General features: G+C 72.0%; 14 protein-coding genes. 5 read left to right on the top strand and 9 right to left on the bottom strand.

Annotated elements, in window-relative coordinates; genetic code table 11:
- Positions 1–37 precede the first annotated feature (37 nt).
- Together murQ and H4687_RS21345 are read right to left on the bottom strand one after the other, a co-directional pair.
- On the bottom strand, positions 38–1,012 hold the full coding sequence (murQ, locus tag H4687_RS21350) for an N-acetylmuramic acid 6-phosphate etherase (protein ID WP_050399218.1): 975 nt from the start codon (positions 1,010–1,012) through the stop codon (positions 38–40).
- A gap of 93 nt (positions 1,013–1,105) precedes the next feature.
- Positions 1,106–2,089: a MurR/RpiR family transcriptional regulator gene (locus H4687_RS21345; RefSeq protein WP_046919495.1), complete on the bottom strand. Its 984-nt coding sequence runs from the start codon at positions 2,087–2,089 to the stop codon at positions 1,106–1,108.
- A gap of 55 nt (positions 2,090–2,144) precedes the next feature.
- Here H4687_RS21345 and H4687_RS21340 point away from each other — a divergent pair, with 55 nt between their 5' ends.
- Positions 2,145–2,600 carry a hypothetical protein gene (locus H4687_RS21340; RefSeq protein WP_046919494.1) on the top strand — a complete coding sequence of 152 codons (456 nt, stop codon included), beginning with the start codon at positions 2,145–2,147 and terminating at the stop codon, positions 2,598–2,600.
- Positions 2,597–2,872: a DUF4031 domain-containing protein gene (locus H4687_RS21335; RefSeq protein ID WP_046919493.1), complete on the top strand. Its 276-nt coding sequence runs from the start codon at positions 2,597–2,599 to the stop codon at positions 2,870–2,872. The genes H4687_RS21340 and H4687_RS21335 overlap by 4 nt, the downstream gene beginning before the upstream one ends.
- Positions 2,873–2,977: 105 nt before the next feature.
- Here the strand turns inward: H4687_RS21335 and H4687_RS21330 are convergent, their stop codons facing one another.
- From H4687_RS21330 to H4687_RS21320, 3 genes are all read right to left on the bottom strand, one after another.
- The gene (locus H4687_RS21330) at positions 2,978–4,081 is read right to left on the bottom strand and encodes a GNAT family N-acetyltransferase (RefSeq protein WP_050399221.1); all 1,104 of its coding nucleotides are present in this window, start codon (positions 4,079–4,081) and stop codon (positions 2,978–2,980) included.
- Positions 4,082–4,110: 29 nt separating this feature from the next.
- Positions 4,111–5,367, bottom strand: a complete 1,257-nt coding sequence (locus H4687_RS21325; protein ID WP_046919230.1) for a Cmx/CmrA family chloramphenicol efflux MFS transporter — start codon at positions 5,365–5,367, stop codon at positions 4,111–4,113.
- A 69-nt stretch (positions 5,368–5,436) separates the two neighbouring features.
- Complete coding sequence (locus H4687_RS21320; protein ID WP_225966770.1) at positions 5,437–6,147, bottom strand: HD domain-containing protein; 711 nt, start codon at positions 6,145–6,147, stop codon at positions 5,437–5,439.
- 226 nt (positions 6,148–6,373) lie between these two features.
- Here H4687_RS21320 and H4687_RS21315 point away from each other — a divergent pair, with 226 nt between their 5' ends.
- Positions 6,374–6,751: a beta/gamma crystallin domain-containing protein gene (locus H4687_RS21315; protein WP_050399223.1), complete on the top strand. Its 378-nt coding sequence runs from the start codon at positions 6,374–6,376 to the stop codon at positions 6,749–6,751.
- Between the two features lie 6 nt (positions 6,752–6,757).
- Here H4687_RS21315 and H4687_RS21310 read toward each other — a convergent pair whose 3' ends face one another.
- A complete protein-coding gene (locus H4687_RS21310; RefSeq protein ID WP_046919232.1) occupies positions 6,758–6,958 on the bottom strand; it encodes a DUF397 domain-containing protein in 201 nt (66 codons plus the stop codon).
- A complete protein-coding gene (locus H4687_RS21305; protein WP_046919233.1) occupies positions 6,918–7,781 on the bottom strand; it encodes a helix-turn-helix domain-containing protein in 864 nt (287 codons plus the stop codon). Before H4687_RS21305 ends, H4687_RS21310 begins: the two co-directional genes overlap by 41 nt.
- 177 nt (positions 7,782–7,958) lie before the next feature.
- Here H4687_RS21305 and H4687_RS21300 point away from each other — a divergent pair, with 177 nt between their 5' ends.
- Entirely contained in the window at positions 7,959–8,660 is a 702-nt protein-coding gene (locus H4687_RS21300; RefSeq protein ID WP_046919234.1) for a copper homeostasis protein CutC, read from the top strand.
- A gap of 174 nt (positions 8,661–8,834) precedes the next feature.
- On the opposite strand, the gene H4687_RS21295 is transcribed toward H4687_RS21300, so the two are convergent.
- Positions 8,835–9,623, bottom strand: a complete 789-nt coding sequence (locus H4687_RS21295; RefSeq protein WP_050399225.1) for an NPP1 family protein — start codon at positions 9,621–9,623, stop codon at positions 8,835–8,837.
- A 380-nt stretch (positions 9,624–10,003) separates the two neighbouring features.
- Here H4687_RS21295 and H4687_RS21290 point away from each other — a divergent pair, with 380 nt between their 5' ends.
- A complete protein-coding gene (locus tag H4687_RS21290) occupies positions 10,004–11,260 on the top strand; it encodes a trypsin-like serine peptidase (protein WP_046917299.1) in 1,257 nt (418 codons plus the stop codon).
- A 106-nt stretch (positions 11,261–11,366) separates the two neighbouring features.
- Here H4687_RS21290 and H4687_RS21285 read toward each other — a convergent pair whose 3' ends face one another.
- On the bottom strand, positions 11,367–13,454 hold the full coding sequence (locus tag H4687_RS21285; RefSeq protein ID WP_050398187.1) for a HelD family protein: 2,088 nt from the start codon (positions 13,452–13,454) through the stop codon (positions 11,367–11,369).
- Positions 13,455–13,616: the final 162 nt, after the last annotated feature.

The following is a 13,616-nucleotide window of genomic DNA, read 5'->3' as shown; positions in this document are numbered from 1 at the left end:
GTGGGTGTCCGCCGTACGGGCCGCCGGTGGGTGGCGGTCAGTCGGGTGTCGTGGCGGTCAGGGCTGCCCGAAGGTGGCCCTCGTTCTCCGTCAGCAGGCGGGTCGCGGTGTCCGCGTCCACGCCGGTCAGGATGGTGAGGATGGCGTGCTTGACCTGGCCGTTCGTGGCCGTGAGGGCCGTTTCGATCTCGGCGTCCGTGGCGCCCGTGGCGAGGGCGACGATGCGGTGGGAGCGGGCGCGGAGCTTGTCGTTGGTGGCGCGGACGTCGACCATGAGGTTCCCGTAGGTCTTGCCGAGACGGATCATGGTGATCGTCGAGAGCATGTTGAGGACCAGCTTCTGGGCCGTGCCGGCCTTGAGGCGGGTCGAGCCGGTGACCAGCTCGGGTCCGGCGACGATCTCGATGCCGTGGTCGGCCGCCGCGGCGAGCGCGCTGGCCGCGTTGCAGGACAGACCGACGGTGAGCGCGCCGACCGCGCGCGCGTGCTCCACCGCGCCCACCGCGTACGGGGTGCGGCCGGAGGCGGAGACGCCGACCACGGTGTCGTCGGGCGTGAGTTTGAGCGCGTCGAGGTCGGTCCGGGCCAGCTCCGCCGAGTCCTCCGCGCCCTCGATCGAGGTGATCATGGCATCCCGGCCGCCCGCGATCAGGCCCACGACCTGCGAGGGCGCGGTGTTGAACGTCGGCGGGCACTCGGACGCGTCCAGGACGCCCAGCCGCCCGGCCGTGCCCGCCCCCGCGTAGACGAGCCGGCCGCCCCGGGCCATCCGCTCCGCGATCGCGTCGATGGCCGCCGCGATGAGCGGCAACTGCGCGGAGACCGCCGTCGGCACGGTCGCGTCCTCGGCGTTCATCAGCTTCGCGATGTCCAGCGTCGGCAGCTGATCGATGTCGGCCAGCTCCGGCCGGAACGCCTCGGTCGTCAGCGACTCCAACTCGGCGCGCACGGCCAGGTGGTTGGGGAGGGCGGAGGTGTCGGGAGTGCCGGGGATACCAGGGGTGGAGGGCATGGGGGCTCATTCCGTACGGGGCCGTGCGGTGGTACGGCGGTGCTACGGGTGGGTCGGAGGCCTGCGCGGTGGCGGGGCGCTCGTCACCGGGTGCTACCGGGACGGACCGCCGACCCGGTGCCGGTGCGCCAACGCCTCGTACGACGCCGACAACGCGGGCGCCGCCGACTCGTACGTCCGTTGCGCCACCCCGACGAACAGGCAGTCCACCACCAGCAGCTGACTCGTCCGGGACGACATCGCCGCCGGTCGCAGCTCGCTCTCCCGGGCCGTGGACGTCGTCAGGACGTGGTCGGCGTACTGGGAGACCGGTCCGTCCGGCCGTCCGGTGATCGCGATCGTCGTGGCCCCGTGGTCGAAGGCGACCCGCAGCGGCTCGATGACGTCGCCCGTCGAGCCGGAGTGGGTGATCGCCACGGCCACGTCCTTCGCGCGGAGCTGCACCGCGTTGGTGACGGCGAGGTGCGGGTCGCTGTGGGCGTGGGCTATCAGCCCTATGCGGAGCAGCTTCTGCGTGAGGTCCTGGGCGACCAGCCCGGACGCCCCGACGCCGTAGATGTCTATACGGCGGGCCCCGGCGAGCGCTCCGACCGCCGCGCCGAGCTGGGCCATGTCGAGTCCGGCCGCCGTGTCCGCGAGGGTCTGCTGCTCGTCGTAGGCGAGCTTGGCGACCACGTCGGGCAGCGGGTCGTCCACCGCGATGTCGGCCGTGACCGAGGGGGCGCGGCCCGACTGCTGGTGGGCGGCGAGTCCGGCGAGGGCGAGGCGCAGGTCGCGGTAGCCGGGGTAGCCGAGGAGGCGTGCGGTGCGGACGACCGTCGCCTCGCTGGTGCCGGTCAGCTCGGCGAGGCCGGTGACCGTGAGGGCGGCGCAGGCCGCCGGGTCGTTCGCGACGGCCTCCGCGACGCGCTGCATCGAGCGGGTCATGGACGGGGCCAGCGTCCGCACCTTCGCCGCGAGGGCGGCGGGGGCGGGTGGTGCGGACGACGTGGTCGCGGAGCCGCTCCGGCCTTCGGCCGGGCGGCCGGCGGCCTCCCTGGCCGCGGCTGCGAAAGTTTCCTTCACGTCATCACTCACATAATGAAAGATATTTTCTTTCCGGCCGTATGGTCAAGGGCCGCACAATGGGTGCATGAGCCCCAGCAGTGACCCCGTGAGCCCCCTTGAGCAGGCGCTGCACGCGGCCCGCGCCCTCGTACTCGCCGATCTGGCGGCCGGGAGGGTCGCCGAGGCCGATGTCGTGTCCATGGTCGAGGAATCGGTCGTGCAACGCCGCTGGTGGGTCGAGCAGTGGCCGGACGGAGTGCCGTACGTCGCCGGGCTCGTCGCCCAGGACGTACAGGACGCCCTGCTCGAACAGTACGGCCGCTGGCCCCTCTGCCCGGTCTGCGACGACGGTGACCCGCACGCGCTCGACGTGGAACCGGAGCTGGGACCCGACCCGCGGTGGGTGTGCCACAAGGCGGGGGTGCGGGTCGCGGCGGTGGGGGCGCTGAGGACGGCGATCGGAGAAGGGGCGGGAGAGGGACCCGGAGGGGCGTTCGGAGACGGGCCCGGAGGGGCGTTCGGAGAGGGGCACTCCTCGTGAGCCTCTACATCGATCCGCCCACCTGGCCGGGGCACGGCCGCATGTGGTCCCACCTCGTGAGCGACGCCTCCTTCGACGAACTGCACGCCTTCGCGCAGCGGTTGGGCATCCCCGAGCGCGCCTTCGAACGCGACCACTACGACATCCCGTCCCACCGCTACGAGGAGGTCGTGCGGGCGGGAGCCGCGGAGGTCGGCTCGAAGGAGCTGCTGCGCAGGCTGACGGAGGCGGGCCTGCGCAGACCGAAGCGGCGGGGTGCCACGACGGCCTGAGCGGTCCGGGCCGTGCGGTCCCGGCCGTGCGGTCCCGGCTCAGGTCCCGGCCGTGCGGTCCCGTATCTGTGCGGTTCCGGTCTGCGCGAGTCGGACCCGGTGGCGTCAGGTGCCGAGGCGGAGTTCGTACGCGAACTGCGTCCCGTGCTCGCCGTCCCCCCAGTCGTCGCTGACCTTCTGGAAGCCGGCCCGGCTGACGACGCCCTGGGAAGCCGTGTTGGTCTTGTCGACGACCGCGAAGAGCGACCGTACGTCGCCCTGTTCCCGGGCCCGTTCCTCTGCCCAGCCGGTCAGTCCGCGCAGTGCCTCGGTCATGTAGCCGCGCCCGCGCGCCCCCTCGACCAGGTCGTAGCCGACCTCGACACGGCCCTCCTCGTCCGGGGCGCCGTGGTAGCCGAGCGCGCCGACGGCCATCCCGTCCTCCTCGCGTACGAGCACGAACATGCCCCACTCCGGCCGGTGCACCCCCGCCTCGTACGCCTGGAACACCAGCCCCGCCCCGACCCGCGTCCCGTCGATGGGCCCGCCCACGATCCAGTCGAAGCCCCCCGTGCCGCCCTCGGCGAGATCGGCCGCGGCGGCCGGGTGGACGCCCTGGAGGACGATCCGTCCGGCATCGATGTGCAGCGGATTGCGCCACTGCCACTCCGTGACGGGCGCGCGCCCCGGCAGCTCGCCCCGGCCGGTGGCCCACAGCAGCGTCGCCCAGGGGTCGTCACCGGGCCTGACGTGCGGGAAGAGGCGCGCGAGCACGGTCTCGCACAGCCCGACGGGCGGCAGGTGCGCGGACGCGGGCAGCCCGAGGCCCTCCGCGATGTCGTACGTGTGCAGCAGCACCTCGGCGACCCCCATCGCCGCGAAGCCCTCACGGTCGGCCGCCCGGAACGGATACGGGTGGTAGCCCCGCACCGAGCGGGGAGTGGCCGTGACGGTGGCGGCCAGCAGCACGCCGGTCGTCCGGATCACCTCCAGTACGTCGGCGTTCCCCTCGCACTCGGACAAGTCGATCTCGAACGGCACCCAGCGCGCCGTCGGCCGCCCCGCCAACTGCCCCGCGTACGCGATCAGGTCCGAGGCGATGTGGTCGGCCGTCCCCCGGCAACTCCACTCCAGCCGACCGGCCTTGACGCCCTCCCAGTCCTGGTCGACCACCGTCTCCAGCACCGCCAGACAGTGTTCGACGGCTTCCTGTACCTGATCCCCACCCATTGGTCGCATGGCGGCGAGGATAGGCGGGGTCAGACGTCCGTACGTACCGGATTTACGGCGCTCCCACCGCTCCCGGCCACCAGCCGGGAGGCCCGCGTACGCCGGTGCAGGCGCAGCGACACGGCCGTGGTGCCGATCGCGGCGGCGGTGATGGCGGCGCCCGCCCAGGCGGTGGAGGCGAAACCGAAGCCCGCGTCGATGACCACCCCGCCGACCCAGGGGCCGCCGGTGTTGCCGAGGTTGAACGCGGCGGTGGTGGTGGCGCCGGCCAGGGTCGGGGCGGCGCCCGCGACGTTGAACAGCCGGGCGTTGAGCGCCGGGGCGGTGTAGAAGCAGGACACCCCGAGGAGGAAGGACAGCAGCACGGCGGCGACGGCGTACTGGGCGAGCAGCGCCAGGGCGACGAGGAAGACGGTGGAGGCGGTGATACCGCTGAGCAGCACCCCGAAGAGGTGCGCGTCCGCGACCCGGCCCCCGATCGCCGTGCCGATCAGCGCGCCGATCCCGAACAGCGCGAGAACCGTCGGCACCCATCCGTCGTCCAGCCCCGCCACGTCCGTGAGCAGCGGCGCGAGATAACTGAACGCGCAGAAGACACCGCCGGCGGCGAGCGCCACGACGGCGATGGTCAGCCAGACCTGCCGGTCGCGGTAGATCCGGACCTCCTGCCCGAGCCGGGGCAGCTGCTCGGGCCGGGGAATGGCCGGAACCAGTGTGACGACCCCGACGAGCGCGATCGCCGAGGCCACCGCCACCGCCCAGAACGCCGACCGCCACCCGAAGTGCTCCCCGAGGAACGCCCCCGCCGGCACCCCGAGCACGTTCGCGATCGACAACCCGCCGATCATGATGGCCAGGGCGCGCGCCCGCGCGTTCACCGGCACCATCGCCACCGCCACGGCCGCTCCGACCGCCCAGAACCCCGCGCAGGCGAGCGCGCTCACGACCCGGGAGGCGAAGAGGACGCCGTAGTTCGGGGCGAGGGCGCCCGCGACCTGCCCGAACCCGAAGATCGTGATCAGCGCGACGAGAGTCGTACGCCGGGGCAGACGCAGCGTCGCCACCGCCAGCAGCGGCGCCCCGACCACCATCCCGATCGCGAACGCCGAGATCAGCAGCCCTGCCCGTGGAATGGACACGTGCATGTCCTCGGCGAGGGGCGGCAGCAGCCCGGAGAGCATGAACTCACTGGTGCCGAGCGCGAAGACGGCGAGGCCGAGGACGTAGACGGAGAGGGGTATGCGGAAGCGGGCGGGGTGGTCCTCGGCGGTGGCGGGAGAAGACATATACAGGGGTAACCGGCGGCCGGGGGACCGCATTCCCCCGTGGCTCGATCGATGCGCTCGGTCAGCCCGTCAGCCCGTCAGCAGCGCCAGTTCGGTGCGAAGGTTCTCCCGCGCCCGGCCCTCCCACTCCCGCTCCCCGTACGGCGTCCTGAACAGCCGGGGCAGGTCGAGGAGCTGGCGCAGCACCGCCGCGCGGCCCTCCCGGAACGCCTCGTCCGGCACGAACCCGTACTCCTCCCGCACGGCGGCGGCGTAGGCGGCGTACGCGTCCGGCGGCGACGCGAGGATCGCGAGATCCGCGTCGCACAGCACCTGCCCGTTGGAGTCGTCGTCGGCCGGATCATGGGTGATCGTCAGCCGCACCAGCCGGGCGACCTCCGCCACCTTCGCCGCCGGCACCCCCGCCTCGGTCAGCGCCCGCTCGGCGAGCCGGGCCGACCGCTCCTCGTTCTCCGACCGGTCCGGCAGGTACACGGCGTCGTGGAACCAGGTCGCCAGCCGCACGAGATCCGGGTCCGCCGCGTACTCCTCCAGCACCTCGACACGGTCCAGCACCGCCGTGAGGTGATCGAGGGTGTGGTACTTCCGCTGCGGCTCGGACCACCGCTCGATCAGGTTCTCGGCGTACGGCCCCGGCGCGGGTTCGCAGGCTCCGTCCCGGGCGGAGAGCAGCGCGGGGAGCCAGCGGTGGCGGAGGGCCACGCGGCGGGCCTCCGAGACACCGGGTGTCTCCGGTGTCTGAGGTGTCTCGGGGGCGTCAGGTGTCTCAGGGGCGGACATGTACGCATTGTGCCGTGACGGGGCTCGACTCCACCCATCCCGCCCTCAGCGAGATCGAGACGGGTCGTCTCTCCTGCTCCCCGCATCGGCGTCCGGAGCTGATCCCTACGGGTAACTACCTTGGCTCGCAAGGTAGTTGAGTGCAAAGTCCGCCCGTCGCACCAGGCAACCCGAAGGGCTTCGGGTGCCTCTCACTCGCCGAATCCGAACCGCAGAGGGGCCTTTGATGAATGGTTCGATCGCGCGTCGCGCCCTCCGTTTCGCCGGGGTCACCGGAGTGGCACTGGCAGCCACCGTCGCCACCGCCCTGCCCGCCCACGCCATCAACCGGGTGGACTGCGGCGAGAGGAGCGACTTCCTCTACTTCGAGGTCGACGGCGTGAATCCCTGCTTCGCCAACGCCGGCACCATCGATGTCGCCATCTACGGGGTGGGCTGGATGAACACCGGCAACAACGAGGTGAGCTTCACGTACCGCACGGTGCTGGGCGGCCCGCAGTGGGACTGGGGCCGGCTGCCGAAGTGGTACGCCTTCGACCTCGGCCTCGCCTCCGGTTCCCCGAGCGGCAAGGTCCACAAGATCGAGCGGATCACCATCTACTGAGGGCGGTCACCCTTCACGGGCCGCCGCCACGAAGTGCGACCAGGCGGCGGCCCCGAAGACGAGAACACCGCCGGCCGGGTTCTTGCTGTCGCGGACGGGGACGAGGCCGGGGTGGCCGTCGGACACTTCCACGCACTCCGCGCTGTTGCCCCCGCTGTAGCTGCTCTTACGCCAAGTCGCGGTCTTCAGGTCGGGTGCGGTGCGCATCCTCGTACTCCTCGGCCGCCTGCTCGATCATGGCGAGGGACGCGCCAGGCGACAGTGCCGCACCCCCAATCAGATCGTAGGACAGCGTGGAACGGGTCACCACGGAACGATCGTCCTGAAGACGGCCAGTTTCGGCCCCGTCCGAGTAGGCGAGAGGCGGAGCATCCTCGAACGTCATGAGCTTGAAGATGCCCGTCATCCCGGCATTCGCCCCCTCCGCCAGTGGAAGCACCTGAACGATGATCCGATGGCGCCTGGCCATTGCCGCGATGTGCCGCAACTGCTCCGCCATGACCGCCGGTCCGCCCACTGGTCGGCGCACGACCATTTCGTCCAGCACGGCCCAGTACTGCGGCTTCGTCGGGTTCTCGAAGATGTGTGCGCGTGCCCGCCGAGCAGCCACCCGTCCCTCGACCGCCTCCTGCGTGAGGAACGGGTCGTACGCGCGGACGACCGCTCGCGTGTACTCCGCTGTCTGAAGCAGGCCCGGCACCAGGATCGGTGCCCAGTCCTTGATGCTGAGCGCAAGGCTCTCGAACTCCACCACATCCGCGAAGTGGTGCTCGTACGGAGACTGTCTCGCCGCTTCCAGGTTCCGCGTGAAGAACCCGTCGGTGTCCAGCACCTCGTCCGCCATCCGCGCGAACTCCGGCTGCATCCTCCGCGTTCCCACCTCCAGCATCCCGACGTACGCGCCGCTGATGAACATCGCGGCCCCCAGCTCCTCCTGTGACATACCAGCCCGTTCCCGCCGGTGGCGCAGCTCCGCGCCGTACATCGCTCGCGTGGACTGGGAGGGGTCGATGGTCCTGGGCTTCGGCATGGGGCAACTCCCTCTCGCACAGCCGGCCTTGTTGCAGCGCGCCCACACCAGGGTAGATGCGGAGGGTGGCCGTCCAGGTGCGAACCGTGACGGCCGCGTCCAACAGGTCCACCTGTTGTAAATTGGACTAGACCTGTTGTCGTCCACGCCAAGCCGAAGCCCGAGGGAAGGGGCCCCATGACCACGCGCGCGCTTCTGGAGGTGATCGCCCTCGGTGCCGAGGACGCCGTCGCCGCCCAGACCGGAGGTGCCGACCGGCTGGAGCTGGTCGCGGACATGGGGGCCGACGGGCTCACCCCGGCGGTCGCCACGTTCGTGGAGGTGCAGGCCGCCGTCGACATCCCGGTACGGGTCATGCTGAGGCTCGCCGACGGGTTCGCGGCGGGGCGCGTGGACGCGTTGGTGCGGGTGGCGTGCGATCTGCGGGCGGCCGGGGCGGAGGAGTTCGTGCTCGGGTTCCTCGCGGAGGACGGCGGGCCCGACCTGGACGCGCTGGAGCGGGTGGTCGCCGAGCTGGACGGGCGGGCGTGGACGTTCCACCGGGCGATCGACCGCGCCGCCGACCGGGAGGCCCTGCGCAAGCAGCTCGCGGACCTGCCGGGGCTGGACACGTACCTCACGGCGGGCTCGGGGTCCGGGGTCGACGCCGGGCTCCCGGTGCTGCTGGCCGAGGCCGCGCGACGCGGTGACCCCGGCTACACCCAGCGCCTGCTGATCGGCGGGGGCCTGCGTCTCGACCACGTCCCGCGGCTGCGCGCCGCCCGCGTGGACGCCTTCCACATCGGAGGAGCGGCGCGCCCGGGAGGCTGGTCCGCGCCGGTCGACGCGGACGCGGTACGCGCATGGCGCCGTGCCCTGGACGCGGGTCGCGTCGCCTAGCCCGGACAGGGGCCCGCGCGTGGCCCGCCTCGCCCGCTCGCCCGCCCGCTCGCCCGCTCGCCCGCCCGGCTCGCGGGCCACTTGACCGCGCGGGCTGCCACCCGCGCGGTCGACTGGCCCGGCCGACGCCGCCTCCGAGGCGGCCCCGCCCCCGCCGAAGGGCACCCCGCTGGGCTACGCGTTCGGGTCGAACGTGATGCCCGACGGCATCGCCTTGGTGAGGTTGGAGGCGAAACTGCCGTCCTTGAGGCCGAAGTTGGCGCTGCCGAAGTCGTAGGCGACGAGGGTGTCGCGGATGGCGGTCGACGGGTAGCCGTTCCAGCCGACGAGCGGCGGGTACTGCCAGGTGCCCTTGTGGTTCTCCGGCGGCTCGTCGTTGGAGCCCGCGAGGCGGAAGCAGTGCGTCCGGATGCCGTCCTTGTGGTAGACGATCTTCGCGTGAGTGCCGTCCCAGCGCACCGACGACGCGGCGTGCACGGTGAAGCCGCCGTGGTTGGAGGTCGAGACGTACCGGGCCGTGCCGTTCTGCACCCAGACGACGACGTGCTCCCAGTCGTGGCGGTGGCCGCCGATGCTGCTGCCCGCGACCGCCTGGTCCTTCTCGAAGTAGAGGTCGTACATGATCGCGCACCAGCCGTTGTTGCACTTGTAGCGCGAGTAGCCGTTGGTGTTGTCCAGGTCGGACGCGTCCCGGCAGTCGCCGCTGAGCGAACCGGTCGGCTTGAGGCCACCGTTGACCGTGCCCGTGGCGCCGATCGCGGGGGTCGCGTAGCAGCCGTCCGTGTCGTAGTCGTACGCCGGCTGCCACGTCTTCTCCAGTGCCTCGGCGTTGGCGGGCAGTGCGGCGGGCGGAGCGGCGTACGCGCTGCCCGCGACACCGACGACCAGCGCGGCGGTGGCGCCCAGGGTGACTGCGGATCTGCGGAAACGACGCGAAGTACGCGTGCGCGAACCTGTCTTCACTGCGACCTCCTGATGGACCGCGGCGCGGGGGGGAGACGGCCGGGAGCCGGGGTGCGGGGGTGCCACGTGCTGCGAAGTGGCATGCGCAGGTCAGATTCGCCGTACTCACGGGTAGCGCGCAAGAGGCGGGGGGTGTCGGAGTGATGAAGAATCAATTGATGTGCGGATCCTGTGCGTTACCCCGGTGGTCCACGCCGGGCGCACCGGACGCCGTCGCGCGCTCGCACATCACGGGTAGATATCCGCCACGTAGTTGTTGTGTGCGAAGTCGCCGCGCGCACCCGCTCGGAGATCGTTCCGCGTCCCGCCCGCGTGCATAGTGGTCTCCGCCCCAGCCAAGCGGGGGCATGACAAGTTTCATCACACGGGGACGGGCTTCCATGCCATTCATACGCCGCCGCGGCCTCACGGCCGCGGCCGCCGTGATCGCCGCGATCATGGTCACCACCACTGCCTGCAGCAAGACCGACGAGAGCGGGGCCGAGGCCGGCGGCTCGACGACCGCGCAAGCGGACGCGGGCGACGGCGTCGACACCGGTGAGAACGAGAGCGGCGGTGACACGACCGTCGGCGGCTTCAAGCTCCCCAAGGGCGTGCCCACCGACCTCAGCGGTGACGCGCTGCGGAAGTGGAAGGACGGTGGCTGGCAGGACTTCGGCGGCGACTGGGCCTCCAGGGCCGAGGACTTCGCCAACCCGTACATCGAGGACTTCTGGACGCCCGAGCGCATCGCCGAGGCCGAGGAGAACCTCCCGGACCTGCCGGCGGTCGCCGAGGCGGGGAACACCGCCACCGGGTCGAGCAAGACCACCCAGGTCTGGCTGCCCGACGGCAAGGTCAAGAAGCAGCAGGCGGCCAAGGTCAAGGCGACCTACCACAAGAACGCCGCCCCGGTCGGCAAGCTGTTCTTCACCACGCCCCAGGGGTCGAGCGTCTGCTCCGCCGCGGTCGTGAAGGACCCGGCCCACCCGGGCAAGTCCAACCTCGTGTGGACCGCCGGGCACTGCGTGCACGCGGGCAAGGGCGGCGGCTGGTACCGCAACATCGCCTTCGTCCCGTCCTTCAACAACTCGGGCAAGCTGAACATCAACCAGGCGTCCCGGGACTACCGCGCCACCAACGTCTCCCCGTACGGCCTCGCCTGGGCCGACTGGGCCACCACCTCCGGCCCCTGGATCAAGGGCGGCGCCGCGAGCAAGGGCACCGTGGCCGCGGCGTACGACTACGCCGTCCTGCACATGAAGCCGGAGAAGGGCGCCAAGTCCCTGGAGGAGCGCGTCGGTTCGGCCCTGCCGGTGTGGTTCAACGCCCCCGCCGCCAACAAGGTCAAGAAAATGAAGGTCCGCGGCTACCCGGCCGAGGCCCCGTACGACGGCTCGAAGATGTACCACTGCCAGGGCGCCACCAAGCGCTTCGTCCTCGGCTACAGCTACCCGAGCGACTACCCCGCCCAGTACATGGTCGGCTGCACCATGAACGGCGGCGCCTCCGGCGGCCCCTGGTTCACGACCTACAAGGGCCGCACCTACCTGGTCTCCAACAACTCCCTGAGCGACCGCGCCACGTTCATCACCGGCCCGCGCCTGGGGAAGAACGCCAAGCAGGTCTACCTGGCGACCAGCAACAAGTTCAAGTAGGCCGCACACACACCCCGGCCGCACACACACCCCGGCCGCGCGCACACCACGGCCCCCGGCGACCTCGGTCGCCGGGGGCCGTCGCGCGTACCCGGACGGGGCGGCGCTAGCCGAGCTGTGGCGGCAGCGGGGCCGCGTGCGTCACGATCAGGCCCGACACCGCTCGCGTGAGCGCCACGTACAGGCGGCGCAGGCCCGTGCGTTCGTCCGGTTCGCCGTCGACGACCGCCCGGGGCTCGTCCAGGACGACGTAGTCGTACTCCAGGCCCTTGGCGAGCGAGGCCGGGACGAGGGTGAGGCGGGTCTCGTACGTCGTCTCCTCGCCCGGCGCCAGATAGCCGATCCCGGCCGCCGTGAGCGCCTCCGCGAGCGCGGGGATCCGGGCGTCGGCGGCGATGAGCCCGGTCGAGCCCTCGTTGCGCAGCAGCTCCTCGCAGGCGGCGACGACCTCGGAGTCGTCCGCGCTCGGCCGTACGTCGAAGAAGCCCGGGTTCTCACGGACCGACGCGACCGGCGTCAGACCGGGCGCGATGTGGGGCAGGAGCCGGGAGGCGTACGTGATCACGTCGGTCGGCACCCGGAAACCGGCCGTCAGCTCCTCCACGTGGGCCTCCGCCTTGCCGAGGTGGGTCAGGGCCTCCTCCCAGCTCCGCGTCGCCCAGGGAGTGGTGCCCTGCGCGAGGTCGCCGAGGACGGTCGCGGAGCCGGTGGTGCAGCGGCGCCCGACCGCCCGGTACTGCATGGGGGAGAGGTCCTGCGCCTCGTCGAGGACGACATGCCCGAGCGAGTGCGTGCGCTGCACCAGGTCGGTGGTCTCGTCGACGAGCACGGCGTCGGCGGCGGACCAGCGGGCCGCCTTCACGCTCCGCGCCGGCTTCGCCCACAGGATCGTCTTCTGCTCGTCGCCCGTGAGGATCCCGTCCGCGTGCGCGGCGAGGAAGTCCGGGTCGGAGAGGAGGCGCAGGACGAGCCTGGCGGGATCGACGGGCGGCCACATCGTCTTGACCGCCGCCTTCACGGCGGTGTTGCGGGCCACCGCGTCCTGCACTCGGTCGTCCGGCGCCTCCCCGGACCGCTCCATCTGCACCAGCACGGCGTGCGCGATCCGCTGCGGCAGGGCCTCGCGGGCGGCTCCGTAGCGGATGTCCCGCTCCAGCAACTCCCGCACGATGTCCGCCAGTTCGTACGCCGGTACGCGCCAGCGACGCGAACCCCGGACGACCACGACGGGCTCGGTGGGCGGCGTGACGTGCGAGCGGACGGCCCGGCGGAGCACCTCGGCCATGCGGGCGTCGCCCTTGACGACGGCGGCCGGTGCCTCGTCCGCGCCCCGCACCTCGACGTGGGAGACGAGGTCGTCGACGGTCGCCTGCTTGACCTCCAGCTCGCCCAGCGCGGGGAGGACCTGCTCGATGTAGTGGAGGAAGGACCGGTTCGGCCCGATGACGAGGGTGCCGGTGCGGGCGAGGCGCTCGCGGTGGGCGTAGAGGAGGTAGGCGACGCGGTGCAGGCCGACGGCGGTCTTTCCGGTGCCGGGGCCGCCCTGGACGCAGAGGGAGCCGCCGAGGTCGGACCGGACGATCTCGTCCTGCTCCGGCTGGATCGTCGCCACGATGTCCCGCATCGGGCCGACGCGCGGCCGCTCGATCTCCTGCTGCAGAAGCTTGCTGGTGGTGGCCGCCTCGGCGGGGTCGGAGAGGTGCTCGTCCTCGTACGCGGTGAGGTCGCCGCCGGTGTAACCGAAGCGGCGGCGCAGTGCGACGTCCAGCGGGTCGGTCTTGGAGGCCCGGTAGAACGGCTGGGAGACGGGGGCGCGCCAGTCGATGACCATCGGGTCGCCGTCCGCGTCGTGCACATGGCGGCGGCCGATGTAGAACCGTTCCCCTTCCGCTCCCTCGGCGTGGTCGGCGCCGGGGGCGTGCAGATAGTCGAGGCGGCCGAAGAAGAGCGGGGTGTGGCTCAGGTCGGCGAGCGACTTGATCCGCTCCTCGATCTGGCGGGCCAGCACCTCCGCGTTCACCCAGTTCGCGGTGACGTCCTTGATGTCCAGCGCCTCCACGTCCTCCCGCATGGCGCGCAGGGCCGAACGGGAGGCGGAGAGGTGCGAACGCTCTCGGGAGAGCGGGTCGGCGGGATCGGCGGCGGGATCGGCGGCGGGATCGGCGGCGGGATCGGCGGTGGAGTGCGCGGACAAGGGGGTGCCTCCGGGTGACCTACGGGACCTAGGGGTGTGCCTGGGAGTGCCGCCTGACGGCGGTGTTCTGCCAGGGGCGGTGGCCGACCGGTTTCCGTCCGGGCGACGGCGCTCCACGGAAGGGAGGCGGGCAAGAGCGGAGAGTGTAGGTGAGGGGAGGGG

Source organism: Streptomyces stelliscabiei, from assembly GCF_014873495.1.
Lineage (GTDB): Bacteria > Actinomycetota > Actinomycetes > Streptomycetales > Streptomycetaceae > Streptomyces > Streptomyces bottropensis.
The sequence above is the reverse complement of the archived record's forward strand: the minus strand, read 5'-3'. Positions and strand labels throughout refer to the sequence as shown.